The organism is Enterococcus sp. DIV1298c (assembly GCF_017316315.1).
Taxonomy (GTDB): Bacteria; Bacillota; Bacilli; order Lactobacillales; family Enterococcaceae; genus Enterococcus_B; species Enterococcus_B mangumiae.
Genome location: NZ_JAFLWG010000003.1, coordinates 30,258 through 55,767, shown reverse-complemented (window position 1 = coordinate 55,767; position 25,510 = coordinate 30,258). Strand labels below are relative to the sequence as shown.

Genomic DNA, 25,510 nt, shown 5'->3' with positions numbered 1-25,510 from the left:
GAGACTATGGGCGTTATCAATTTCATCATTGAGAACATTCTGACACAAGCGTCAATCACGATTGCTTTGATTGCAATGTTAGGGCTGATTCTACAAAAGAAGTCAACTGGTCAAATTATTTCAGGTACGTTGAAAACATTGTTAGGGTTTCAAGTTTTAAGTGCCGGTTCAAGTATCATTGTTGGTAGCTTGACGTATTTTGGACAAATTTTTACAGAAGGATTCCAAATGGAGGGGATCATTCCATCCATTGAAGCCATCAACGGTCAAGCGATGAATGAATTAGGCTTAGGTAGAGATATCGCATTAACATTTTTAGCTATTTTTGTCTTTAATATTCTACTTGCTCGTTTTACTCGATGGAAATATATTTTCTTGACTGGCCAGGCAATCTTATGGATGGCAACTATGACTACAGTATTTGGGTATTTCGCCGGCTTACGTGGCTTGGTCTTGATTTTAGTTGGTGGTTTTGTTGGAGCGGTTTTTGCTGTGGCGATGCCAGCAATCGCTCAACCAATCATTCGTAAGGTCACTGGTTCAAATGATATCGCTTTGGGGCATTTTTGTACGATCGGTTATTTATTTGAGGCTGGAGTAGCGAAAATCTTTGGTGAAAAAGGCGAGAACAAGAAATCGATTGAAGATATCAAGTTACCGGCTCATTTTGAATTTTTACAGGACACGTATTTATCGGTCATGGTGGTGATGGTGCCACTTTATATCGTGACAGTATTGTTTGCGGGTGAGACGTTTGCCGCGGAGTTATCTGGTGGTCAAAACTATATCATGTTTGCCTTCTTACAAGCCATCCAGTTTGTTGTAGGTGTCTATGTATTGCTTTCGGGTGTCCGTTTATTATTAGGTGAAATCGTGCCAGCATTTCGTGGAATTGCGATGAAACTAGTTCCTGATGCCATTCCAGCGTTGGACTGTCCTGTCTTTTTCCCATATAGTCCGAACGCAGTGATTTTAGGATTCATCACCACTACGATCGGAACGGTCATTGCAATGTTTGTGTTACCAATGTTTGGTCTAGCGATGATTCTTCCAGGTATGTTGACGAATTTCTTTGCTGGTGGAACTGCAGGTATTTTCGGTAATGCAGTTGGTGGACGACGAGGGGCAATCATCGGTGGTATCGCTCATGGATTCTTTATCACGTTGTTGCCAGCGTTACTGGTAACGATCTTCAATTCGATGGGTTTTGTCAGTGCTACTGCAACGGATGTCGATACGGTAGTGGCGGCGTTACTTTACGCTTGGATCTTGAGTCCGATTTTAAAAGCATTCTAAAATGAAAGTGGGAATCATGATGTTTGGCTTCTTAAAAAAGAAAAAAGAGCAACCAGTAGAAATCGAGGAGCTTTCAATTGAAGAGAAAGAAGCGCTTCTTGCCGCAATCGAACAATTGAAAAAAGAAATCGATCAGACAGAAGAAATAGACCGATTAGCTAAATTATTCGAGGAAGTTGGGCTTAAATCCGCTGAGTTGGGGGACAAAGACCAAGCAATCGAGCAATTAGAAAAAAGTTTGTCATTGAAAAAAAGTATCAATGACGGCTATAAGAAATTGATGTCTTTATACAATGAAAAAAGAGCAGAAGCTGCGCGAGCAGGAGATGACCAAGGGATTGATCGCTACATGAGTAAAATGGACGACATGCGACAAATCGCTAAAAAACTAACGATTACTGGAAATAAATAAGAATAAAGGTGGCTATATAAGAGATGTATACGACATTAAAAGAAGTAACGAAAACAGCAGAAGCATTGAATTTCACAGTGGGGGCATTCAACACCCATAATTTAGAGATGTTGCCGGAAATGTTACGGGCAGCAAAAGAAATGGGTGCGCCGATCATTATTCAAACAAGCGTGGATACGGCAAAATATATTGGGATGAATGTTTTAGTCAATGTGGTTAAAACGATTGCTGAGGAAGAAATGGTTGACGCTGTCCTTCATCTGGATCATGCACGTGATTTCTCTGATATCAAACAAGCAATCGACAGTGGGTATACTTCGGTGATGTATGATGGTTCGCATCTGCCTTTTAAAGAGAATATCCTGAAAACAAAAGCGGTGGTTGAGTATGCCCATGCACACGGTGTATCAGTAGAAGGAGAACTAGGAACGATCGGTGGGACAGAAGAAGGAATCCATGTAGCAGAAGATGATAAAGTCTATACGAAGCCTGAAGATGCAGTGGAATTTGTGGCAGCAACTGGGGTAGACGCATTGGCGATTGCCATTGGAACGAATCATGGGCAATTCAAATCAAAAACAGAAGTCAATCTTCCACTATTGAAAGAAATCAACGCAGTGGTGGATGTTCCTTTAGTGATCCATGGCGGTACTGGTGTGAAAGAGGAAGATTATCCGGAGTTGATCAATCATGGCATCCGCAAATTCAATGTTGGGACAGAGTTGCTAGTCAATTGGACCAAAACAGCAAAAGAAAGCTTTGGTGAAACGGAAGTCAGCAAGTCGTTGCGACATAATGTGATTCCAGCCAACGAAGCAGTAAAAGCAATCATTAAGCACAAGATAGGACTGTTTTTGAATACAGGAAGTGAGATTTATGCAGGAAAGAGCTAATAAGAAAAAATACTTGCTTCTTTTGGCAGGAAGTCCTGGGACAGGGAAAACCTATTTGATGGAACGACTCTTCGAACGGTTTCCGACGATGTATCGTCTTACTTTAGATGAAATCAAGGAATATTATGCCGAATCTCTTGGTTTTGATGATCTAGCTGAACGAGCAGAGCAGGAAAAAAAGAAGGTGTATCCATTCTTTTATCAGGCGTTGGAGTTATATATGGAAGCAGGAAAGAAAGTGATTGCTTCTGAGTATCCATTTAGTGAAAAACAAAAAGGTCCCTTACAAGCACTAGCTGAAAAATATGGTTATGAAGTGATTACGATTCGTTTGCATGCAGACTTTGATGTATTATGGCAACGACGTTACAAAAGAGATCGTGATCCAGAGCGTCATTTGAGCTATATCATGGACCATTACCATTACGGAGATACCTTAGCAGATCGATCGTTAGGAACGAATCATATTACGAAAGAAGAGTTTCGCGCGATCATCGATAAACGGCAATATGAACAATTTGAATTGGGGACGCTCTATACATTCGATGTGACTGATTTTAGCAAAGTAGATTATACGCCGTTGCTAGATAAGTTAGAATGGCAAGTGAAGAATGACCAATAACAATTAATGTCTAGTTGATTGATACAAGGTTTAAATAAAGCGTAAAAAGAGAAAGCCTATCCTGTTTATTGAGGGATAGGCTTTTTTATTCCTAGCTTGATGTGAAATTGGTCAAAATGATTCTTTGGCGGATAACCAATCGGATAACTCCTTTAAGACTGTCTGGACTTGTGGTTCGCTTGTTTGTTTCAAAAAATCATGTTCTAAATCATAAACAGGTTTGAATCGACTATCCGGGATCTGTTTGCTCAACCTCTTACTCGAAGCAAAAGGGACTTCTTGATCTGTGGTGCTGGCTGTACTAAAGCAAGGGGGAAAATCAGCGAGTTCCTCTTCACGGATGGCATAATTTGACCAATCCTGTGATTTTGGTAACCCATAGTAGTCGGCTAAGATACCTTGTTGTTGACCATAATGATAAAGTAAGGCACGAGTCATCAATGGATCATCTGCCAGTGGTGTTTCTTGATCGATTCCAGTAAGGACTTCAGCTGTCAATGTTCTCTCTGTGGGAGAAGGGGCTTTTTTCAAGAATTCAAAATCAGTATAACCATAAAAATTGATCAAGAAATTTGGTGTGATTTCTTTATTCCTACCTAAATGTTTGGTTAAATGGAACATCAAATAACTCCCAGCAGAACGCCCACAAATACCAAAGGGCTGTTCTTGGATGATCATTTTTCCTAAGACCGAAAAACTTTTATTCAACGTTTCAATGATCTCTGCTACCGACGTATTTGGAGCCAATAAGTAATCAAGAGATAAAATCGTATAGCCTTGATCTAGAAATCGATTTTTTAGCGCATGTGGTAAATCGTTTTTTGATCCATAAATAAGTCCGCCACCGTGCAGGTAAAGGATATATTTTGGGGTATTGCTTTGAGCGTGTTCGATCGTTACCGTAATGTCATCAAGTAATTGTTTGGTTTCTTTCATTTGCTTGTCTCCTCATCTTGATAATATAAGCACCAATCTCATGATTGACCATTTGTAACGGATTCGTTAAATCGATGGATAAATAGTCTGAAATTTTTTGGAGACGATAACGAATCGTTTTGGCATGTAAAAACATGGCTTCTGCTGTTTGTTTGTAGTTACGATTGTGTTGTAAAAAACAATAAAAAGTTTCAAATAAGTCGTGGTCTGTTTGGGCTAGTTGCTCTAATCTCGCAGGGATTGCTTCTTGCAATGTCGCTAGCTTGTTTTCTCGAATAAAATGTTTGAATATACCAATATCTTCGGATATCACGATTGGTCCGTTGTAGAAGGAGGTGTTGAATTTCAAAATATCCAAACACTCAATTAACAATTCCTTGATTTCTTGTCGTGGCTTTGATTGGCTGATGGCAAATGTTACTTGTTCATTTTCTGCAAGAATCTCTGTCATTAGATGTGCAAGCTGACTTTTAGTGATTGATCCTTCCGTTTGATCAAAGTTATATAAAACAGCAGAATACTGGTGTTGGTCAAAAAAGATTGCTTCTTTTTTCAATGTCCGCAACAGTGTAAGGATGCGATTTTTCATCAACTGTGTTGGTATTTCTTTTGTTGAAAAAACAATTGTTTGATAGGAATCTTTTGACTGCATATGCGCTTCTTGCAACAAGCTATCGAGTTCTTCGGGATTGCGTGGGGTATTCTGTAAGATGGCATCAGCCAAATTATTCAGTCGTGTATAACGCTCTTTCTTCAATAAACTTTCTGTATTGAATTTTTCTTGTAATGCATCAATGGCATTTTCGATGATGACTAAGTCAGTTTCTTTGACTTGCTGATCGTTTAGATAAACAAGCAACAAACAGTTGAGAGAATAGTTATTGAAGATAGTGATCTCTAATGCGTAATATTTCCGCGAGTCTGTTTGAGAATAAAGTGTTAGTAAAGAGTAATCATTTTTCATGAAATCTGTCTGTAGAAGAATCTCCCTTGAGAGTACGATCGCATTCGTAGGAATCGGACCGTCACTGATTTCGATTTCTTTATCAAGTAATTTTAAGGAAAAAGGAAGTTTGATGATTTGATAAAACTCTTGCATGATTGTTTCTAAAGAAGAAAACTGTTTTTCTAAGCGATTGAATCTCTGTCTTGCTTCATAATAAGTTCGCAAAGTACGGGCATGTGCATTGAGTAAGGGTTCATAAATCGTTAATAGGATTTTTTCATAGCTGATTTCTTGACTGATCTTGATCAAGGGGATTTCATATTTGAAGCACAACTTAATAAACCATTCGGGAATCACTTTAATGAACCGATCTGTTTTTAAGACAAGTCCACTGATTCCGATTTGACACATCTTGATAAAAAAATCTTCTAATTCTTTTTCTGCCAAGTCATTCAATGCATAAAACGAGGTTAGTATCAGTTGATTTCGTTTACTCCAATTTTCGATGTCAATGGCTTCCAAGACCATCGCAGTCTCAACTTCATTATCCAAACCAATCTCGTTAGTTAGGATCTTACCTTTTTTCAGCTCCCCTAGCGACAATAACTCCCTTAATTTCATCGTATTCTCCTTTTTTCCTTTTATGGATAAAAAGTATAGCATTATTTTAGAAATACGTCCGATGTAAACGCTTTCTTATTCTTCTACAATGAGAATGTAAGAATGATTAAGGAGGTCTATTATGTTAGAAACGGTTGTTTTACCCAATAATTATCAAGATTCCATCAACTTGATGCTATTGACCAATCAAATCAATTCTCTTGAAGAAGTCAATATGAGTCAGATCATGATGGGAACAGATGCCAATAAAGATATTTTGAATAACACGTCACTCCTAACCGAAAAAGCCAAGACTGCTTCTGCAAACGATCTGATGATCGTTGTAGAGAGTGAAGATAAGGCGATTATGGAGAAGGTACTGCCGATGATCGATGATTTTTTAGCGGATCTATCGGCAAAAGAAACGGCACAAACGAAAAAGTCAGTAACGACTTGGAAAGAAGCACTAGAAGAATTGCCAGATGCTAATGTAGCTTTGTTTAGTATTCCAGGAGAATACGGCGCATCAGAAATGGAACGTGCGCTGAAAAACAATCTACATGTATTTTCCTTTACGGATAATATCGCAATCGAGGATGAAGTACGTCTAAAAAAATTAGCCCACGAAAAAGGGTTGCTGATGATGGGACCGGATTGCGGGACAGGAATTTTATCCAGTATTCCGATTGCATTTACAAATGTTGTAGCACCAGGGAATATTGGTGTGGTTGGTGCATCTGGTACAGGAATCCAAGAAGTGACGACGATCATTGATCGCCTTGGTGGCGGCGTGGTCCATGCCATTGGTACAGGCGGTCGAGACCTTAGTGATCCTGTGGGGGCAATCACCATGAAAGATGCCATCATCGCACTTGAAAAGCATGAACCTACAGATGTGATTTGTGTGATCTCTAAGCCACCTGCAAAAGAAGTACGAGATGAAGTCGTGCAATTGTTACAAAGTATTTCGAAGCCGGTCGTCGCTATTTTCTTAGGAGAAAAACCAACGAATCACGAAGGAAAGGTTTATCTCGCGCATACATTAGAGGAAGCCGCACATATTTCCGTTGATCTAGCAAATGAAGCAACAGTGAAAAAGAATTATTTTGAACCAATGGAAAAGCCAGACACTGTCACACTTGCTGAAAGTAAAGTTGTTAAAGGCTTGTATTCAGGTGGGACACTTGCTGCTGAAGCAGGGATGTTGATTTCTGAAGTATTAGATTTGGGTGGGTTGGTCAAAGCGGATGGGTTCATCCTAAAATCTCAAGGATACGAAGTGATCGATTTAGGGGATGATCGTTATACGCAAGGTAAACCACATCCAATGATCGATCCGGAAGTCCGTATCCATAAAATCGAAGAGTATGCCAAGCAAGAAGAAACTGGTGTGATTTTGTTTGATGTTGTTTTAGGGTATGGTGCCCATGAGGATATGGTTGGTGCATTGTTGCCAGCGATTAAGGCTGCGCAGTCACAAGCAGAAATGGCAGGGCGTGAACTTTATTTTGTAGCGACCGTGTGTGGAACGAAGAATGATCCACAAGACTATCAAAAATCGGTCGATCGTCTGAAAGAGGCGAGAGTTTTTGTTGCAGAAAGCAATGCAAAAGCTGTTCAATTGGCGCTGTTGTTGAAAGGAATCACTTTGTCGGAAGAGGATAAAGAGGTTATTCCATACAAAGGAGAGACAGTAACTATTCCTCAGCCAAGTGAGCGTGTAATAGAATTATTGACGACGAAACCTCGTGTTATCAATATTGGTTTGAAAAGTTTCACTGAATCGATTGATACTTACGGTGGACAAACTGTCCAGCTGGATTGGCGTCCTCGTGCGAGTGGAAATAAGAAAATGATCAAAATCTTGGATGCATTAGAAGAATATCAAGACAACATTGAAGAAGAGAATCAGAAAGTGACAGAGAAAATCAAGAATGCACAGCCATTTCTGACGGATGTAGTTCCTGCAAAAACTGTGATACCAGAATTAAATGATCCGAAGCAAAAAACACTTTTACATGCAGGTCCGCCAATCTCATGGGCTGAAATGACCGGTCCGATGCGTGGCGCGTGTCTAGGCGCGGCATTATTCGAACGGTGGGCAGAAACGGAAGACGAGGCAATGGCACTTTTTGAAGCAAATAAAGTCCGTTTTATTCCTTGCCATCATGTGCAAGCAGTTGGGCCAATGGGAGGGATCACTTCGGGTGAGATGCCTGTCTTTATTGTTAAGAATCGTAAAGAAGGGAATCAAGCATACTGTATTTTGAATGAAGGTATAGGGAAAGTCTTACGTTTTGGTGCGTATTCACAAGAAGTCGTTGATCGTTTGGATTGGATCAAAGATGTCTTAGGTCCAACAATCAGTCAAGCCTTGGCATTAACAGAGGAGGGATTGAATCTGAATGTTTTGATTGCCCGTTCGATTACAATGGGCGATGAGTTTCATCAAAGAAACATTGCGGCCTCACTGAATTTCTTAAAAGAAATCGCCCCACTAATCATTAAAACGGAGATTGCAGAAGAACAAAAGTATGAAGTAATCAAGTTCTTAGCAGATACCGATCAGTTCTTCTTGAATATTATGATGGCAACTGGTAAAGCAATCGTTGATGGTGCGCGTAAAGGGACTAAAGGTACGATCGTCACTACGATGACACGTAATGGTGTTGACTTTGGTGTTCGAATCGCAGAAACAGGCGATACATGGCATTGTGCGCCAGTAAATACTCCGAAGGGATTGTATTTTACAGGCTTTAATGAAGAAGACGGCAATCCAGATATTGGTGACAGTGCCATCACAGAAACGGTTGGTGTAGGTGGTATGGCTATGGTGGCAGCCCCTGGAGTAACACGCTTTGTTGGCGCAGGTGGCTTTGAAGACGCATTAGCAACATCGAATGAAATGGCCAAAATCTGTGAAGGGCATAACCCAACTTTTTCCATACCGACTTGGGATTTCCAAGGCACTTGTTTAGGGATCGATATACGAAAAGTTGTCGAAACAGGAATCACGCCGGTCATAAACACTGGCATTGCACATAAAAATCCTGGGGTAGGTCAAATTGGTGCGGGGACGGTCCGAGCGCCATTGGCATGTTTCGAGAAAGCACTAGAAGCCTATGCGAAAGAACTAGGAATCAATGTTGAGTAAAAAAGAAATCTACCTGAGCGAGTATCTTGTCCCTCTTCAACAATTTGGAAAAACAGGTATGATCCACAGCGTATTCGATCGTTCATTCAATCTTGAAATCAATGGGCAATTGATTAACATTGCATGTTTTCACGATTATCTGTCCAGCTTTGGAATCAATCTTCCTGAGGAGCGATTCCAATCTCTTTCCCCGTTTGTTCAGATAGGAAATCGAGTAAAGATAAGTCAAGACATGTTGATGATCTACAGCACACAAGGTGTAAAAAAAATCGCGCTTCAACCGTATCAGTCGGTTGCGCTAAATATATTCTCACTAGGTATAGCCAAAAAGCAATTACTCGTGTTGAAAAAAAAGTTGGCGAAAAAAAACTTGCAGGCAAAAATCGGTTTGCCAGTGGATCACCGTGCAAGTACCTTGTTTACCAATATGGCACAGTCAGATAAAGAGTGGACACCAACTGAGTGGCAAGAAGTCGTTAGCTATTTATTAGGAAGAGGGAAAGGCTTGACGCCTAGCGGTGATGACATATTGATGGCTTATCAGCTTGTTTTAGGGGCACTTTCAGATCCTAGAGGAGCAGCGTTAACTGTTGCTCTAGGAGAAGTGCAAACGGGAACGACCGCTATTAGTCAAGCCTACTTGACCTGTGCAATAAAAGGATATGCTAACTCTTTAGTATATGGATTATTTGCAGATTTAGCACAAAATAAAGAAGAAAAAATAGATGAACAGTTGGAGAAAATCATGCAGATTGGACATTCTTCGGGAAAGGATCTGGCTTTTGGCATCTGGTTGGCGTTACAAGCAATCGAAGGAGAAGAAAGTGGGGAAAAACATGGAAGCGAGTAAACAGAAACAAGCAGTAAGGGTCAGCAATACTTATTGGATCAAAGTAGTGGCAATCTTTTTTATTGGTTGGGTTTTGATGTATGCTACGCGGACGATATTCAACCCGATCATGGGTGTCGTAGGCGAAGAATTTGGTTTAAGCAATACACAATTAGGATTAGCAAATAGTATTTTCTTTCTGACCTATGCGATTGCTCAGATTCCTTTTGGGATCATTGGCGACAAAATCGGTAGAAAATTAGTGATCACAGTAGGTTTTCTGCTTTTAGCAGTAGCTACTTATTTCACTGGATTAGCCACAACTTTTATTCTATTTTTAGTCATTCGCGCGATTGCTGGGATTGGTCAAGGTGCCTATTATGGGCCACAGTTTGCGTTATCAACAGAAGCAATCCCAAAAAGTAAACGAACGATCGGGAATGCTATCATCAACAGCGGTATGGCATTTGGAACATCAGGAGGCTATCTTCTATCAAGTAAATTAGTCTTGGAAAATGGGGATGATTGGAGTCGCCCTTTCTACCTTATGGCGATTCCCACATTGATTGTCGGGATTTTATTCTATGTGTTACTGAAAGAAAAAGTGATCCGTCCGGGTGAAGAAGCAGAAGTGGAAGAAGGTCCAAAAGAAAAGATTTCTTTAAAGCAGATTTTTACGAATCGCAATTTGGTTGCAGCCTTTATTTTATGTTTTACCAGCATTTATGCTAATTTTGTGATACTTACTTGGCTGCCGCAGTTTTTGATTGCAGAACGTGGATTTACTGGAGCGAGCGTCGGCTTTATCTCCTCTTTAGTACCTTGGGCATCGATTCCAGGAGCCTTACTCTTTGCACGAATCAATGATAAAACAGGGGCAACGAAAAAATTGGTCTTTCTTCTGGTGCCATTAGCAATCGTTTCGGTTTTTGCCATTGCTTTTGTCACTGATCGAACGTTATTGATCACGGTGTTGATCCTTTATGGATTAACTGGGAAGTTGGCGCTTGACCCGATCATGGTGACATTTGTTACAAAACATGCACCAAGAGCAGCATTAGGGACGACGTTAAGTGCATATAATTTTATCGGGATGTCAGGTTCGATTTTGGCTCCTTACGTTACTGGTTATTTAGCAGATACTTCAGGATCGATGCAAGTTGGTTTTTACCTTTCTTGTGTCTTGTTGATTATCGGTTTGATTCTCTTTGCAATATTGGCAAAAGAAGAGCACAAACAAACGATAGAATAATGAAAAGAGGTGTAACAAAGAGATGAGTTTAAATGTGATTGCTTTGGGTGGGAATGCTATTTTGGAAACAGATCCCACCGATAAAGGACAAAAAGCAGTAGTGGAACAGGCGGCGGAAGCCATTGCGGCTTTCGTTGAACAAGGGGAACAAGTCATCCTTTGTCATGGCAATGGTCCGCAAGTTGGAAATTTATTGTTGCAACAACAAGCAGCAGTAAGCGAAAAAAATCCTCCGATGGATTTGGATACATGTGTAGCGATGACGCAAGGAAGTATTGGCTATTGGCTGCAACAAGCATTGACCAACGCTTTTATACATCGTGGAATCAAACAACCGGTTGTCTCGATTGTGACACAAGTGCAAGTCGATCCAAACGATCCCTCGTTTCGTAAGCCAACAAAACCAATTGGCCCATTTTATACAGAAGAAGAGGCAAAAAAAGCGTTACAACAGGATGGTGGGAAATTCGTTGAAGACGCAGGACGTGGCTATCGTAAAGTCGTCGCTTCTCCCCAACCCCAAAAAATCGTTGAAAAAGAAGCCCTACAAGCTTTGGTGGCAGCCAATGTTGTGACGATTTGTGCAGGTGGCGGTGGGATTCCGGTGATCAATGAATCGGGAAATTATCAAGGTGTTGAAGCAGTCAATGATAAAGACTTTTCAGCCGCCCTATTAGCAGACACTATTGGTGCTGATCGTTTGATTATTTTGACAGGTGTTGATTCTATCTATATCAACTATGGGAAACCGGAAGAACAAGCTCTACAGATGATAACCCCGGAAGAAGCAAAAGAATATGTGAAGGCGGGTCATTTTGCCGCTGGAAGTATGTTGCCGAAAGTAGAGGCAGCAATTCGTTTTGTTGAAAAAGATGTGAGGTGCCAAGCGATCATCACTTCTATTGAACAATTGAACCATCTGACTGAAGGCGTGGGGACAGTGATTCAACAAACGAGGTAAATAGAGATGAAAAAAAATGCCATGATTATTCAAATTAGTCTTGCGTTGGTTTTTGGTATTCTGGTTGGAACATTTCTGCCGATGAGTGGTCCTTTGTTAAAACCAATTGGGGAAGTATTTTTACGATTGATGCAAATGACGATTCCAATATTGATTCTTGGTCAAATCGTTCAAGCTTTAGGTAGCATTGATTTGAAAGAACTAACAAGTATTGGGACCCGCACATTGCTCATCTTCGGTATCTCCTCTTTATTAGCAGCCTTGTGGGGCGTATTATTCGCCGTGCTGTTTGCCCCTGGCACAGGGATGGAACAAATGGATCGTTTAAGCCCAGTAATCGAGGTACAGGAGTTGTCACTGCAAGAAACTTTCCTCCAATTTGTACCTGACAATATTTTTGACTCTCTTACGCAAGGTTCGATTATTCAAATCATCGTTTTTGCTATTTTTTTCGGACTGGCACTCAATCACTATACACAAAAACAGCCTGAATCGCAGTTGTTTCAACTAATTATTGATTTCAACGAAGTGATCATCAAAGTTATCAACTATGTGATGCGTCTTGCACCTATTGGAATATTTGCATTAGTGAGTAGTAGTATCAGTCAACTAGGAACGCAAGTCATTTTGCCAATGGTGAAATATCTATTAGTCTACACATTAGCCACACTATTGTTTTTATTAGTATGGTTAATCATTGTCAGTATTTACGGTCGATTACATCCATTAAAACTGATAATAAATATGAAGAATATATCGATCATGGCCCTTGCAACGACTTCTTCAGCAATCACATTACCCATCGAACTAGAAGAATCGCAATATAAATTAGGTTTGAGTAAGCGAATCAGCCACTTAGTCTTGCCATTAGGGATGTCACTGAATAGTAACGGGTCAGCAATGCACATGGCGCTCACCGTAATAACAATTGCCCAGATGTACCAAATCGATTTCAAATGGACGACCATGATCTATCTTGCAATCTTGGCCACTTTTATTTCCTTAGCCAATGCAGTAGTTCCTGGCGCAGGATTAGTTTCTTTAGCCATTATTGTCCCACAAATGGGGTTACCCATCGAAAGTATTGCTATTTTTGGTGGCGTCGAATGGCTAGTAGGGATGCTGCGGACAATCTTGAATGTCAATTCTGACGTCTATTCCGCAATCTTAGTGGCGAAATCAGTGGATGAAATTGATTATGAGGTTTTTGAACAGACATGAGTACGAAGAGATGATAAAAAACTATTAAAATAGATAAATATGTAAAAAAAATTATTCTGTAGTTAAACCCCTTGTGTTAGTTCCAAAATCTAACCTAGGGGTATTTTTGAAATGAGTCGTATGGGCTCGCTTTTTATTCGTAAATAAAATTCATCCCACCCCCACCATGAATTAAAAACAATATCGTTCAAATATTCACATCTCGGTCAACAAAATTATATAACTGTACCAATTTAAAAAATTAACTAAAATAATCTCTGTTATATATGAAAAACTACTGGATTTTAGTGTATAATGTTGCTTAGTGCAATACGAGATTCCTTGAGTACCATGCTATAAATAAAAGATAACGCTTTTATTCGTGAATTTTCAATCAGAGTATTTGAAATAACGACAGGTAAATGGGAAAATGAAGCAAGGAAATGATTTAAATAATCGATAAATCATGGATAGTCACTAGATATTGTGAATGTTTGAATTATTTTATTTAGAAAATTTTTTGTGGATTGTTTGTATTGTCAAAAAAAGGGGGAGAACAAAGAAATGAAGATAGCAATTGCTGGAGCAGGTGCAATGGGGAGTCGTTTTGGACTCATGTTGCAAAAAGGTGGAAATGATGTAACGTTGATCGATGGGTGGAAAGACCACGTAGAAGCGATCAAAGAGAACGGATTGAAAGCAAACTTTAACGGAGAAGACATCGTTGTTGATATTCCAGTTGTCCTTCAATCAGAAATCAATGATGCAGAAAAAGTTGATTTGATCGTCTTATTCACTAAAGCAATGCAATTAGAAAAAATGCTGGAAGATATTCGCCCAATGATCAAAGACGATACAAAAGTTCTTTGTTTATTGAATGGGATCGGCCATGAAGATATTATTGAGAAATTTGTACCAATGAAAAATATTTTCATCGGGAATACGATGTGGACAGCAGGCTTAGAAGGTCCTGGTCGCGTGAAATTATTCGGTAGTGGTTCAGTAGAACTACAAAACTTAGGAGATGGACAAGAAGACGCTGCGAAAGCATTGGCTGATACGTTAGCTGAATCTGGGTTGAATGCGAAGTATTCAAGTAATATCCATTACTCGATTTACCGTAAAGCATGTGTCAACGGAACGATGAATGGCTTGTGTACGATTTTAGACGTCAATATGGCGGGACTTGGCAGCACTTCTACCGCTCATGAGATGGTTGTTGCAATCGTAAACGAATTCGGTCAAGTAGCTAAAGCAGAAAATATTGATCTAGATGTGGAAGAAGCAGTCGCACATTGCGAAACTTGTTTTGATCCTGAAACGATTGGGATGCATTTCCCATCTATGCACCAAGACTTGATCAAAAACAATCGTTTAACAGAAATCGATTATATTAATGGAGCAATTTCTCGTAAAGGGAAAAAATATGGAATTGCCACTCCTTATTGTGACTTCTTAACAGCGCTCGTTCATGCAAAAGAGCAGATTTTAAAGGCGAAATAGGAGGAACATAAGAATGGAAACGACAAGCAAATTAACCCCAAAAATTTTCTTGAATAAAGTATTAGCCGGAACAGCAACTGGAATCATCGTAGGGTTGATCCCGAATGCTGTACTTGGAGCAATTTTAAAGTATTTTAGTGATTATCCTGTTGCAGTAACAATTTCACAACTTGCTGTGATTTTCCAATTAGCGACTCCTTTGATTATCGGCGCATTGATCGGTTTACAATTTGGATTGAACCCGATGCAAATGATGGTTGTGTCAGGAGCAGCGTTTGTCGGATCAGGTGTTGTACGCTTTATGCCTGATCTTGGCGAAGGTGGCGTTTATGTCGGCTCTGGAACTGGTGATATCATCAATACGATGATCACTGCTTCGATCGCTGTTGGGATGATCTTATTGATCGGAACGGCCTTTGGTTCAGTAGCAATCGTCTTAACACCGATCGTTGTTGGTGTAGGTGCAGGTCTGATCGGTTTCTATTTATTCCCGTTTGTGACATCTATCACATCAGCGATTGGTGAAGGAATCAACAACTTTACGACATTACAACCTATTTTGATGTCAATTTTGATCGGTTGTTCATTTGCTTTCTTGATTATTTCACCAATTTCTACCGTGGCGATCGGATTGGCGATCCAATTGAATGGCGTTTCTGCCGGAGCAGCAGCGATGGGTGTTGCTGCAACAACATTTGTCTTGATTGTTAATTCTTGGCGTGTCAACAAATCAGGCGTGACGATCGCTATTGCGTTAGGTGCAATGAAAATGATGATGCCTAACTTGTTCCGCAAACCGATCATTTTAGTACCATGTCTGATCAGTGCGGTCATTACTGCAATCCCTGTAGCAGTGTTTGAAGTTTCAGGAACACCTGCTTCAGCTGGATTTGGTATAGTTGGCTTGGTAGGACCCTTAGCTTCTTTAGATGCTGGATTGAATATCGTGATGGTACTTGTGTGCTGGTTAGTTATACCAGTAGCAGCTGCATTATTCACACAATTTTTATGTGAAAAAGTCTTGAAACTTTATGACCGTGAAGAAGTCTTTAAGTTCTTAGGATAATCAAAAAAAAGATCAAATAAGAAAGCCGCAAAGCAGAGAAATTTCTGCTTTGCGTTTTTTTCTTGAGAAGGATCTGCTGTAATCTGCTATACTGTCACTAAATGAAAGCAATGGATGAATGGGTCCAGTAAGAAGGAGAACACATGAGAAATATAAAATTAACGATCGAGTATGATGGGAAAAGATATTCTGGTTGGCAACGACTAGGTAATGACGAAAAAACGATCCAAGGAAAAATTGAAGCAATCATTTCGCAAATGACGGGTGAAACGATTGAAATCATTGGTTCTGGCCGTACAGATGCTGGCACACATGCAAGAGGACAAGTGGCTAACTTTAAGACAGCTAGTACGATGAGTCGAATGGAAATGTTAGATTTCCTTAATCGTTATTTGCCTAGAGATATCGTGGTGAAAGAAGTGGAAGAAGTGCCTGAACGCTTCCATGCCAGATACAATGCAAAAGGCAAAAAATATAGTTATTATGTCTGGAATGCACCAATCCCAACAGTTTTTGAGCGGAATCACAGCTTTGATTATCCAAAACACCTTGACCTGCAAAAAATGGAAGAAGCTTGTCAAAAACTAGTAGGCAAACATGACTTTATTGGTTTTTCAGCATTGAAGAAAACAAAAAAATCAACGGTACGTACGATTGAAGAACTGTCGATTCAACAAGAAGGCAATATGCTTCATTTTACATTCGTGGGGGATGGTTTTTTATATAAAATGGTCCGGATATTGATGGGCACGATTTTAGATATCGGTTCAGGCAAAGCAGAGTTGTCATTGATCGATACGGTTTTTGAAACGAAAATCAGACAGCAAGCAGGCGAGACAGTTCCCGCACACGCACTTTTTTTAGATGAAGTGTATTATTAAGATAAGCTAACAACAATTCAAGCCAGATGAGGTTGTATTTGGAATACCATTCAAGCAATTGGGCTTCCGATCGGACGAATGTCACAACCTCTCTCTTGGATAGATAGCGGACGCTTTGAGAGGGGGAAACCCGATGAAGAAAGATGAGGAAATCACGACGCTCTATAATTTGATTTTAAACCCTAATACACGCGACTGGGAGCGAGAACAGCTAATCAAGGCGAAAGAAGAATTAGCAACTTCTGGTTCTTTGAAAGAAGTTCTTGACCGATTAGAAGTCTCTTTCCGACCATTGGCATTGCGACAAAATCTGACGCCAGACGTCATGGATTTTTATTTGCGTATGGTAGGTGATCCGTTAGGTGAAGCGCAGTATGATTTTGCTCAACATGAGATAACCGATGCGACTGTGCAAGAACGAGCAGTATTTGCTGGCGGTTGTTTTTGGTGTATGGTGGAACCTTTTGAGACACAAGAAGGGATTATTTCTGTCTTATCCGGCTACACAGGAGGGGATGTAGTACAGCCAAATTATGATCAAGTCAGTGGTGGTTACACTGGACATGTCGAGGCTGTGGAAATCATTTTTGATACTCGAAAAATCAGCTATCAGGACTTGGTCGAGATTTATTGGCAAGTGACTGATCCTACAGATGAATTTGGCCAATTCCAAGATCGTGGCGCACAATATCGTCCAATCATCTTTGTCCAAAATGAAGAGCAACGAAAAATCGCTGAAGCATCAAGACAAGCGCTGAGTGAATCTGGGCGGTATGCAAAGCCGATTGTTACATCTATCTTGCCTGCACAACCTTTTTGGCCAGCAGAAAATTATCATCAGCAATTTTATCGTAAGCAACCAAAACGCTACAAAAAAATAAAACAGACACGCCATCAATTAGCAGTTATGCAAAAATTAACGAAGGTGTGGAGAAAACCAAAGAATTGATGCAAAATGTAGTACAATTATGATAGCGTTTTCTAATCATTAGAGATTGTGTCTCTGAAAGAGAAGCTGTGCCGTATAAGCTATAAAATAGCAGAAAGTTATGGGATGTACTTTATTGATTTATTATAAAAGGAGTGAATGCGATGTACGTGGCGGATAAAACACGTTATGAAAACATGCAGTATCGAAAAAGTGGTCAATCAGGCTTGAAGTTGCCCTTACTATCATTAGGATTATGGCAAAATTTCGGCGACTATGATCCAATCAGTAAGCAACGTGAAATATTGCGAGGAGCTTTTGATTTAGGGATCACTCATTTTGACTTAGCCAACAACTATGGTGGACCTGCTGGGGCAGCGGAGAAAAACTTTGGGCAGATTTTTAAAGAGGATCTCAAACCATATCGTGACGAATTGATCATTTCGAGTAAAGCTGGCTATTATATGTGGGAAGGACCATACGGTGATTGGGGCTCTCGCAAATCGATCATTGCCAGCTGTGATCAAAGCTTGCAACGGATGGGCTTAGAATATGTTGATATTTTCTATCATCATCGCCCAGATCCGGAAACACCCTTGGAGGAAACTGCTGAGGCGTTGATGCAATTGGTCCGCCAAGGGAAGGCACTTTATATCGGTATCTCTAACTATAATGGGGCTGATACACAACGTATGACGGAGATTTTACGTAAGAAAGATGCGCCATTTGTCATCCATCAAATGCGCTACAATATGTTTTCTAGAGAATTGTTAGAAAACGATTTAGCGCCAGTTCTTGAAGAAAATGGTTTAGGAGCGATCACGTTCAGTCCATTAGCACAAGGCTTATTAACGAATCGCTACTTACATGGTATTCCGGAAGACTCGCGCGCGCACCGGAAAGAAATCCCATTTCTTTCAGAGGAACAAATCGAGCCGACCTTACGAAAAATCAGTCGCCTGCAAGAAATTGCAGAGGCGAGAGGACAAACATTGGCACAAATGGCATTGGCTTGGAATGTCCGACAACCATCCGTTACGAGTGTATTAGTTGGCGCAAGCCGTCTCACTCAATTACAGGAAAGTGTCAAAATGATGGACTGTCTAGGATTTTCGACTGAAGAAGAAGCAAAAATCGAAGCAATTCTAGCAGAGTAATTAGAAAAAAATGAAGTCGGTCAACAAGAGAGAAAAAAGACACTAGCCTAAGTCCTTAGACTTTGGCTAGTGTCTTTTTTTCGGGGAAGATTTCCAGATATTTTACGTTTTTCGTATTAGCTATTTACCAGGATTTTTTGCCTGATATAAGAGCTTGCCTTCATGTGGTTCTAAGGTGAAGGATTCACTGTTCTGCAAGTTTTCTTTGGTTTCGTCTTGTTTCGCACTTGTTTCGGGTCGAAGCGGACTTGATTTAACATATAAAATAGGCGCAGCATTTTCAGGTTCTGTTGAACCTTCAAGAAAAGAGGCAGGTCTATCTTCTTCTTTTTTTATTTCTGGTATTTCTAAATCATTCACTGTAGGCAAGTCACTGGTTTCAATGACGTATTCCTGTAATTCTTGTTCATTTTCCAAGTCGATTTCTTTTTCGATCGGGATTTGATAGATTTCATCTAATAAACTTTTTGAAAAAAACCACCCGTCTTTTTTTTGTTTACTCATACTATTCCACACGTCCTTTTAATAAAAGAATAATTTTTCCCTAGGTAGCACCGATAACTAACAAAGCGCTACAATCAGCTATTTCATAAATATCGATCATGTTGTTCAAATCTAAATAGGTTTTTACTGGATATTTGCTTATTCAACTGCATTTAACTCTCGGATACGTTCGACTAAATTGAGAATGGTTCGGTGATCGTTGATTCTAGCATTTTGTAGTTCAAATAACATATAAATACAAAAGACTAACGCAATAGTGATCAAGCAATTGATGACTAAGAGATAAAAAAATTGTTTTTTGAATAATTTCAGTTCATAAATACTGATTTTTTTGTATAAGTCCGGTTGATCAACAGCATTCTTTTTCAGTGAAATCAGTCTAAGCTGTTTGATGATCTGAATACTTAAGAATACTAAAAGTGTTAACACAACAAGAGACAAGATACTATTCACAAGCATAAGTCACGCCTCCTTTTTAAACTAGATAGTGATGGATCATCAAAAGATCTCCATGATTTTTTGTGAATTTTTTAGATTTTTGAAAAAAGCAAAGAAATGAATCTTTTCTGCTTTCGAAAATATAAAAAAGATGAATGGAAGGTTGAAATAAGTTAGAAATTCACAAAAATCATGGATTGATTTTTGTGAATTTCTGCTTATTTTTCAAGCTGAGTCTTTCGTTTCAGCAGGTCTAAGGTTTCTTTTTCCTTTTAGGTCTAAAATTAACGATTACGACAATACCAAGCAAAACAATAAGAGCAATCGTTAAATAGATCGGAAAAAGTGAACTGAGTGCACCACCTGTTTGTGGAATCCTTTTTGGGGAAGTTTGGCCCGCTCGAGCTGGACTCGTTGGGGGATCGATTCCTTCAACAGGGGAAACGAGTACACTTGATTTTGGATAAACAAATAATTCTTCTAAGCGAGTTCCTTCATCTGTAATGGTTGGCAATTGTACAACGACTGGTTCAGCTGGGGAAGCTAATTCATCATTTGCCAGTTCTGTGATCTCGTACAACCCTTCAGATAATGAAATAGTCGCTTGACCATTTGTTCCTGTAGTTATTTCGATTGGTTCGACTCCCGAAATTTCAGTAAAAGGGTCAGAGCTGTTATTACTAGGAGTAACCTTAACGATCCGATAACGAATACCAGGAAATGGCGCCAACGCTTGTCCACTTTCGTCTGTGATATCCGTTTCCAATTTGTCTGTTGGTTCAGCAGGTAAGAGATCCTTGTCGATATCTTGTGCTGAAAGTTTATATTTGACAATAGTCAGTTGAAAGTTGCCATCTTCGGCGTAGACAGGAATAGTCAAACCATTGAAAATAAATAGTAGAACGAAAAGAGAAATAAATAAAATAGAGTATTTGTTTTTTCCATTACTCATCTTTTTTCCCTCCTCCTTTTTTTCGCTCCATTCCTTCTCGAGAATACTTCACGCCTACACCAATCAACCCGACGAGCGCTAGACTTGCAGCGATAATCAATAGGAGCTGCATGATCGAGTTGTTACCAGCAAATGGCAATTCAGTGATCAAGTCATCTTCAGCGAAAAGGTGAACGACCATGTTGTCCGCATCTACCGTGACATCGATTTGTTGTTTCAATAATTCATAACCGTCTGGTGCTTTGGTTTCGATCAATTCATACTCACCGAATGGAACATCTTCAAAGTAGATGCGGCCATTGGCATCGGTTGTCATCGTCTGAACAGCATCGCCTGTTTCTTTCTCTTGCAAGACGAATTCAGCACCTGCAAGTTTCGTCCCACCAACCAGCTGATTTTCTTCATCGATATCTGGCTGACCATCATTGTTCTCATCTTGTGTTGTACCTGTTTCAAATTTATACAAGTAGATGTCCCCTAAGGTGCTAAGGATTCCTAGATTTAAATGAGGAATATGGAAGACTGGATCTTCGCTTGTAGTCATTCCAGGGAGATTTTCTAAAGGTTCCGCAAGATATTCATTGGTCTTAAAATTCGTTTGGTGCGCTTTCGAATTGATTGCAGGATCACTACCGACCATCGGTGTGGTTACTGCAATCTCTCGCCGTTGGATTTTATCTTCGATTTGGAATTCAACCACATAGATTCCTTCTGGGAGATGTTTAAAGATGTATTTACCTTCAGCATCTGTTGTAATCGTTGAATTCCCTAATTCGTCAATCAACACATTGCCTTTTAGATCATGTTCCACAAGAACATCAGTGATTTCATCGGGATGTAATGAACTCGTGCGATAAAGTTTTACCGGAATATCTGGTAATAACACTTCATCATTATTGAATAAACCGTCCCGATTTGTATCTTCCCAAACAATGCCGCTTAGATCACGACCGTACACATGAGTGACTGTTTTTTGTGAATGGACAGGCAGATCAACGAGCGCATTCATGGTTGCAATATTTTCATAATGGTCTCCGGCTAGTTGACCGTCTGGCTGAACAGTGATTGACAAGGTCACTGTTTCTCCGACGGCTAGATTATCTTTCGTCAGCATGATCGCTCTAGCTTGCTGGATTTCATTTGGTGAACTACTTCCGGGCATATATTGCGACCAGCCCGACAAATCGACTGCATTCGGGTTGATCGTATCGTCGATTGCACTAGTTGTGTAGTAGATTTGATACTCACCCGTTGTGTCGACAGAAACGGAAGCAATTTCTAATGTACCATTGAAGGAAGAGCCACGAGAGTCCCCGTTGTACGGTAAGACATCCAACAAGCGGAAATCCTGCGCCAACTGCGTGGCACTATTGGTTGCCGCCATCGTATAAGTGAAAGCGGTCTCCGCATCAATTGAGGTCAAGGGAGCCATCTCATGATTGCCTTCTTCAATGGCTAACTTATCCACTCGCTTATTGATTGACAGAATCTGGATCAATTCTTCGACAAACTGATCTTGAGAAGAACGAGAATTCTCCACACGAATATCCTGTAGGGATGGATCATCAGAAACCCACATTTCTCCGACGGTTCGTACAACAAGTGATGGAGTGATCCCTAAATCGTTAAAGGTGAGTTGGGACATATCACTCTCTGCCAGGAAATTGACCTCTGTGCCCGTAGCTAAAGAAGAATCTGGGAAGACCCAGCGCAAGGTTGTTGTGCCATCTTCATTTTCCGTAATATATGGATCTGCTAAAGGTTGATCAAAGGCATCTTTCGCTGAACCAGCTAGATAATTGATTCCTATAGGTAGAGTGGTGTTTAGTGCGGTATCATAGTTAGTTTCTTCTGCACCTTCCAGCATTCCTCGAACTTTTATAGCAATGGTCTCTGTTGTTTCGTACAAGGATTTTTCCACTTCCGTACTTGTTGTAATACCAAAATCTAGAATAAAGGCATTGGTACCTATATTGGAGGCGAGTGTTTCAGTTGTGGTGTCATAAGGGATTTCAACATCACTACCATCTGCTTTCCATACAGCAGGGATAAAAGTAGCTTCCTCAACGTGAGGAACAGCCCTAATAATTGTATCATCGGTGTTTTTAAGTGCTGAGGAAGCTAAAACAACATAAGGATTCCCATCATCATCTTGTGAACCGGGATTCCCAATCACAGTCACTGGTACACCATTCCAAGTACTAAGTAGAGTTACGTCACTAAGTTGATACTGGAATCTTACTGCACTGATTTCACCAGCTGCTTGCGCTTCTTCTACCGTAGGATACCAAGTGTATGCCTCAGCGAGTTCAGTAGTATTAGAGACCGTTAGGCTAGGCATCGCGTTCCCGTCTTTTCTAACACCGTAAGTCAAATACGATCGTGTGGAATTATCTGGTTCAAATCGTTGAGTGTAAGGTTGTCTAGAATCATCATATCTGTATCCATTGGTATTCCATTGAATAATTTGATCTGATTTCGTATTTTCAGGTAGATAACTTTGTATGTGCCAACCGCCAACATACGTCTTTTGTCCACGCATCAGCAATGGCTTTCCCATATTATTTGCCCAGTCACCAAAGCCAATATCTTGATTCATTCCTGATAGACGGATATTAGTAACTGGATCAGGTAAATTAAAATCAACAATATTCGGTCCGGCAGTCATTGCTCCAGGTGGGATATAGAAGCTACTGAAGTTTAGTTCTGTATTATTTGCTGTGGTGGTGCCATCGTAAGTGAGTGAGGGGATACTTATACTCAAAGTATAATATTCCCATTGATCGTCAACCATTAATTGTTTCAGGTTGGTGTCATCCCAATTGTAGATAAATTCAGCACTGATAAACGCTTGATTGGTAAATGTATTACCCACAGTCGTGTAGGTATATGGATTTTTAATTCCAACATAATTATTGATTTGCCAAGTTTCTTGATAAGATCCTAAGCTGACTGCTAGATTACCAGAATCGAAGACTCCCACTTTTGTTCGATCACCTACTGGTTCATCATAATAGATCGTGTCAGTTTTTCCATGAGGAATAGCTAACGGATGTTCCAGTAGAGTCGGATCGAAAGTGGTTTCATACGGAATACCAGCGGAAGTCGGTTGCCAAATGGCATCAGTTCGATCCGCATTCGTTACCGAATAAAAACGTGTTTGTGCTGCATCGTATAAACTAGGATCAACTGGAGAAATAGCCCCATCTTTTGTACTAGTGACCTGTTGGTTGAGATCAAAGCTGATTGGGCCTTCCGGATAGGCAGAGCCTCGGATATCTCCAGAGATGCGACCAGGGAGATTATTCAATTTGATAACTAATCCAATATTATAAACGAGGTCTTCCTCTGTTGCATTGGGGTCATAAATCTGATAGTCCGTTGTTTCTCCACGAACCAATTCGGCAGAAATTGATGCAGTGGAGGAGACGATAGTTTCAGGGACATCTAATGTGGGTATTTGTTCATTGGTATAACTTTGATTAAATGTTTCGATTTGCCCTGTCTCTTCATTGAACGCATCAATGAGTTGCAATTCAAATGTCGGTTTCAGCACTGTTCCGTGTTCTGCTGCGAAAGTGTTGATGACGATAGGGACAAATACTTGACCAGACTCATGAATAGTCGATTCGACTATACCTTGAGAAATGACCGTGCCATCTCCTTGTCCGGAATCATTAAGGGTCCCATTACTGATTTCGCCATTGATAAAAGGAGAGCCATCTACTAAAGTGGATGTATTCGGCAATGTACTGATCACCCGGTAACGAATGTTGGTATAGTTGCTTGTCGGTAACGCTTGGATCGAAAAACCGAGACGATAGAAAATTTGATCATTTGAGCGGACAATGTTATTGTCCGGAGAACTATCATAGCCAGGATCATCATTGCTATCGAAGCTTGCGGTTCCTGTCGCCACCGTTAACTTTGCATCAGAGATCGTGACTGGATTCGTCGTTGTCGCATTGATTTCTTCAGCAGCATCTGCTGCTAATCTCGGTGTGACTAAAGAATCTTCTTCCTGATAATCACGTGCTAAAAGCTCATCTAGTTCCAAGTCTGTTTCTTCTGTTTCTACAACTAAGATATTTTCATTAGATGTATCTGCTTCAAATGGTGGGGGAGAGGAGTTACTAGGCGCTTCTTGATCAGGCGCTTCTGTTGCTTCTGTTTGTTCTTCTTGATCAGGCTCTCCTGTTCCATCAGTCGACTCATCTTGAGTAGTTTCTGCTGTTCCCTCAGTCGGTTCTTCCTCAACCACACTTTCTTCAGAAGGCGGCTCGTTTGTCGTTACCGTTTCGTTCGTAGGCTCTTCTGGTAGCAACCATTGGAACAGGGTTTGATAATTCTGTGAGTAGACATCCGTCAAGACGATACTCATATCTTTAGTCGGTTCACGAAAGACAAGAGTGACGGGCTGATCTTTCACTAGACGCAAGTAAGTCATTGCTTGTGAATCGTCTTCGGCGGACGCCACCTGAATGACATCACTAGCTGTTGCTAATTCAACTGCTTCAGCTGTTGTTTCACTAGTGGATTCTGTTGTCTCATCAGTAGTGTGATCCGTTGCATCTTCTCCCGTGTCAGCCGGCAGGTCGCCGATGCCTAAGCGAAGTAATTCTTCGTCCTGCACAAAGGAATCAGCAGGGTAGAGAGGAATCGGTTGTTCTCTACCCTCTTCGGAAAGGGAAATCGCATAATCTTCACTCGCTGGAAGAACGAGTAGGCGATTTTCGCTACTTCTGATCGTGATCATTGCGGGATCATCCGAAATTTGGGTATCTTTGGTCAGCATTGTTTGGTCACTATTGGTGACTTCAACTAAAGTTGCGTCTTCTTGGGCTCTAAGTAGTCCCCCTATAATAATGAGTTTAACGATTATACCGAGGATAATCGCTAAAGCAACGACTATTAACATCGGAGGTTTTACTTTGAGGCTAGAAAATCTAGAATTCATAGTAATCTCCTTTCAGTATGACT

Annotated in this window: 20 protein-coding genes; 14 read left to right on the top strand and 6 right to left on the bottom strand. The window is 40.3% G+C overall.

Annotated elements, in window-relative coordinates; all coding sequences use genetic code 11:
• Positions 1 to 6: 6 nt before the first annotated feature.
• The 4 genes from JZO83_RS00730 to JZO83_RS00715 are packed head-to-tail and all read left to right on the top strand — an operon-like array spanning position 7 to position 3,223.
• A complete protein-coding gene (locus JZO83_RS00730; protein WP_206856786.1) occupies positions 7 to 1,296 on the top strand; it encodes a PTS sugar transporter subunit IIC in 1,290 nt (429 codons plus the stop codon).
• Between the two features lie 19 nt (positions 1,297 to 1,315).
• The gene (locus JZO83_RS00725; protein WP_206856852.1) at positions 1,316 to 1,708 is read left to right on the top strand and encodes a tetratricopeptide repeat protein; all 393 of its coding nucleotides are present in this window, start codon (positions 1,316 to 1,318) and stop codon (positions 1,706 to 1,708) included.
• Positions 1,709 to 1,731: 23 nt separating this feature from the next.
• On the top strand, positions 1,732 to 2,601 hold the full coding sequence (locus tag JZO83_RS00720; protein ID WP_206856784.1) for a class II fructose-bisphosphate aldolase: 870 nt from the start codon (positions 1,732 to 1,734) through the stop codon (positions 2,599 to 2,601).
• Positions 2,585 to 3,223 carry an AAA family ATPase gene (locus JZO83_RS00715; RefSeq protein WP_207114767.1) on the top strand — a complete coding sequence of 213 codons (639 nt, stop codon included), beginning with the start codon at positions 2,585 to 2,587 and terminating at the stop codon, positions 3,221 to 3,223. Before JZO83_RS00720 ends, JZO83_RS00715 begins: the two co-directional genes overlap by 17 nt.
• 111 nt (positions 3,224 to 3,334) lie before the next feature.
• Here JZO83_RS00715 and JZO83_RS00710 read toward each other — a convergent pair whose 3' ends face one another.
• The gene (locus tag JZO83_RS00710; RefSeq protein ID WP_207114766.1) at positions 3,335 to 4,159 is read right to left on the bottom strand and encodes an alpha/beta hydrolase; all 825 of its coding nucleotides are present in this window, start codon (positions 4,157 to 4,159) and stop codon (positions 3,335 to 3,337) included.
• On the bottom strand, positions 4,134 to 5,726 hold the full coding sequence (locus tag JZO83_RS00705; protein ID WP_207114765.1) for a PucR family transcriptional regulator: 1,593 nt from the start codon (positions 5,724 to 5,726) through the stop codon (positions 4,134 to 4,136). Before JZO83_RS00705 ends, JZO83_RS00710 begins: the two co-directional genes overlap by 26 nt.
• A 121-nt stretch (positions 5,727 to 5,847) precedes the next feature.
• Here JZO83_RS00705 and fdrA point away from each other — a divergent pair, with 121 nt between their 5' ends.
• From fdrA to JZO83_RS00655, 10 genes are all read left to right on the top strand, one after another.
• A complete protein-coding gene (gene fdrA, locus JZO83_RS00700; RefSeq protein ID WP_207114764.1) occupies positions 5,848 to 8,859 on the top strand; it encodes a DUF1116 domain-containing protein in 3,012 nt (1,003 codons plus the stop codon).
• Positions 8,852 to 9,709, top strand: coding sequence for a DUF2877 domain-containing protein (locus JZO83_RS00695; protein WP_242542330.1), 858 nt, complete (start codon positions 8,852 to 8,854; stop codon positions 9,707 to 9,709). The genes fdrA and JZO83_RS00695 overlap by 8 nt, the downstream gene beginning before the upstream one ends.
• Positions 9,696 to 10,940, top strand: coding sequence for an MFS transporter (locus JZO83_RS00690; protein ID WP_207114780.1), 1,245 nt, complete (start codon positions 9,696 to 9,698; stop codon positions 10,938 to 10,940). The genes JZO83_RS00695 and JZO83_RS00690 overlap by 14 nt, the downstream gene beginning before the upstream one ends.
• A 22-nt stretch (positions 10,941 to 10,962) precedes the next feature.
• Positions 10,963 to 11,901 carry a carbamate kinase gene (gene arcC / locus JZO83_RS00685; protein WP_207114762.1) on the top strand — a complete coding sequence of 313 codons (939 nt, stop codon included), beginning with the start codon at positions 10,963 to 10,965 and terminating at the stop codon, positions 11,899 to 11,901.
• Between the two features lie 6 nt (positions 11,902 to 11,907).
• Positions 11,908 to 13,122 (top strand): dicarboxylate/amino acid:cation symporter, encoded by a 1,215-nt coding sequence (locus tag JZO83_RS00680; RefSeq protein WP_207114761.1) that lies wholly within the window; start codon positions 11,908 to 11,910, stop codon positions 13,120 to 13,122.
• A gap of 543 nt (positions 13,123 to 13,665) precedes the next feature.
• Positions 13,666 to 14,604 (top strand): 2-dehydropantoate 2-reductase, encoded by a 939-nt coding sequence (locus tag JZO83_RS00675; protein ID WP_207114760.1) that lies wholly within the window; start codon positions 13,666 to 13,668, stop codon positions 14,602 to 14,604.
• Positions 14,605 to 14,617: 13 nt separating this feature from the next.
• On the top strand, positions 14,618 to 15,670 hold the full coding sequence (locus JZO83_RS00670; RefSeq protein ID WP_207114759.1) for a PTS sugar transporter subunit IIC: 1,053 nt from the start codon (positions 14,618 to 14,620) through the stop codon (positions 15,668 to 15,670).
• Between the two features lie 143 nt (positions 15,671 to 15,813).
• Positions 15,814 to 16,551 carry a tRNA pseudouridine(38-40) synthase TruA gene (gene truA, locus JZO83_RS00665; protein WP_207114758.1) on the top strand — a complete coding sequence of 246 codons (738 nt, stop codon included), beginning with the start codon at positions 15,814 to 15,816 and terminating at the stop codon, positions 16,549 to 16,551.
• Positions 16,552 to 16,684: 133 nt separating this feature from the next.
• Entirely contained in the window at positions 16,685 to 17,500 is an 816-nt protein-coding gene (gene msrA, locus JZO83_RS00660) for a peptide-methionine (S)-S-oxide reductase MsrA (protein WP_207114757.1), read from the top strand.
• Between the two features lie 143 nt (positions 17,501 to 17,643).
• Positions 17,644 to 18,636 (top strand): aldo/keto reductase, encoded by a 993-nt coding sequence (locus JZO83_RS00655; protein WP_207114756.1) that lies wholly within the window; start codon positions 17,644 to 17,646, stop codon positions 18,634 to 18,636.
• A gap of 120 nt (positions 18,637 to 18,756) precedes the next feature.
• On the opposite strand, the gene JZO83_RS00650 is transcribed toward JZO83_RS00655, so the two are convergent.
• The 4 genes from JZO83_RS00650 to JZO83_RS00635 all read right to left on the bottom strand — a co-directional run bounded on the left by JZO83_RS00650 (position 18,757) and on the right by JZO83_RS00635 (position 25,487).
• The gene (locus JZO83_RS00650; protein WP_207114755.1) at positions 18,757 to 19,140 is read right to left on the bottom strand and encodes a hypothetical protein; all 384 of its coding nucleotides are present in this window, start codon (positions 19,138 to 19,140) and stop codon (positions 18,757 to 18,759) included.
• Positions 19,141 to 19,278: 138 nt separating this feature from the next.
• Entirely contained in the window at positions 19,279 to 19,599 is a 321-nt protein-coding gene (locus tag JZO83_RS00645) for a hypothetical protein (protein WP_207114754.1), read from the bottom strand.
• Between the two features lie 232 nt (positions 19,600 to 19,831).
• The gene (locus tag JZO83_RS00640) at positions 19,832 to 20,530 is read right to left on the bottom strand and encodes a pilin N-terminal domain-containing protein (RefSeq protein WP_207114753.1); all 699 of its coding nucleotides are present in this window, start codon (positions 20,528 to 20,530) and stop codon (positions 19,832 to 19,834) included.
• Entirely contained in the window at positions 20,523 to 25,487 is a 4,965-nt protein-coding gene (locus JZO83_RS00635) for a SpaA isopeptide-forming pilin-related protein (protein WP_207114752.1), read from the bottom strand. The genes JZO83_RS00640 and JZO83_RS00635 overlap by 8 nt, the downstream gene beginning before the upstream one ends.
• Between the last annotated feature and the right edge of the window lie 23 nt (positions 25,488 to 25,510).

Excerpts from the sequence above, each read along its gene's own strand:
- JZO83_RS00730 (WP_206856786.1), top strand. The coding sequence starts at position 7 with ATGGGCGTTATCAATTTCATCATTGAGAACATTCTGACACAAGCGTCA.
- JZO83_RS00725 (WP_206856852.1), top strand. The coding sequence starts at position 1,316 with ATGTTTGGCTTCTTAAAAAAGAAAAAAGAGCAACCAGTAGAAATCGAG.
- JZO83_RS00720 (WP_206856784.1), top strand. The coding sequence starts at position 1,732 with ATGTATACGACATTAAAAGAAGTAACGAAAACAGCAGAAGCATTGAAT.
- JZO83_RS00715 (WP_207114767.1), top strand. The coding sequence starts at position 2,585 with ATGCAGGAAAGAGCTAATAAGAAAAAATACTTGCTTCTTTTGGCAGGA.
- JZO83_RS00710 (WP_207114766.1), bottom strand. The coding sequence starts at position 4,159 with ATGAAAGAAACCAAACAATTACTTGATGACATTACGGTAACGATCGAA.
- JZO83_RS00705 (WP_207114765.1), bottom strand. The coding sequence starts at position 5,726 with ATGAAATTAAGGGAGTTATTGTCGCTAGGGGAGCTGAAAAAAGGTAAG.
- fdrA (WP_207114764.1), top strand. The coding sequence starts at position 5,848 with ATGTTAGAAACGGTTGTTTTACCCAATAATTATCAAGATTCCATCAAC.
- JZO83_RS00690 (WP_207114780.1), top strand. The coding sequence starts at position 9,696 with ATGGAAGCGAGTAAACAGAAACAAGCAGTAAGGGTCAGCAATACTTAT.
- arcC (WP_207114762.1), top strand. The coding sequence starts at position 10,963 with ATGAGTTTAAATGTGATTGCTTTGGGTGGGAATGCTATTTTGGAAACA.
- JZO83_RS00680 (WP_207114761.1), top strand. The coding sequence starts at position 11,908 with ATGAAAAAAAATGCCATGATTATTCAAATTAGTCTTGCGTTGGTTTTT.
- JZO83_RS00675 (WP_207114760.1), top strand. The coding sequence starts at position 13,666 with ATGAAGATAGCAATTGCTGGAGCAGGTGCAATGGGGAGTCGTTTTGGA.
- JZO83_RS00670 (WP_207114759.1), top strand. The coding sequence starts at position 14,618 with ATGGAAACGACAAGCAAATTAACCCCAAAAATTTTCTTGAATAAAGTA.
- truA (WP_207114758.1), top strand. The coding sequence starts at position 15,814 with ATGAGAAATATAAAATTAACGATCGAGTATGATGGGAAAAGATATTCT.
- msrA (WP_207114757.1), top strand. The coding sequence starts at position 16,685 with ATGAAGAAAGATGAGGAAATCACGACGCTCTATAATTTGATTTTAAAC.
- JZO83_RS00655 (WP_207114756.1), top strand. The coding sequence starts at position 17,644 with ATGTACGTGGCGGATAAAACACGTTATGAAAACATGCAGTATCGAAAA.
- JZO83_RS00650 (WP_207114755.1), bottom strand. The coding sequence starts at position 19,140 with ATGAGTAAACAAAAAAAAGACGGGTGGTTTTTTTCAAAAAGTTTATTA.
- JZO83_RS00645 (WP_207114754.1), bottom strand. The coding sequence starts at position 19,599 with ATGCTTGTGAATAGTATCTTGTCTCTTGTTGTGTTAACACTTTTAGTA.
- JZO83_RS00640 (WP_207114753.1), bottom strand. The coding sequence starts at position 20,530 with ATGAGTAATGGAAAAAACAAATACTCTATTTTATTTATTTCTCTTTTC.
- JZO83_RS00635 (WP_207114752.1), bottom strand. The coding sequence starts at position 25,487 with ATGAATTCTAGATTTTCTAGCCTCAAAGTAAAACCTCCGATGTTAATA.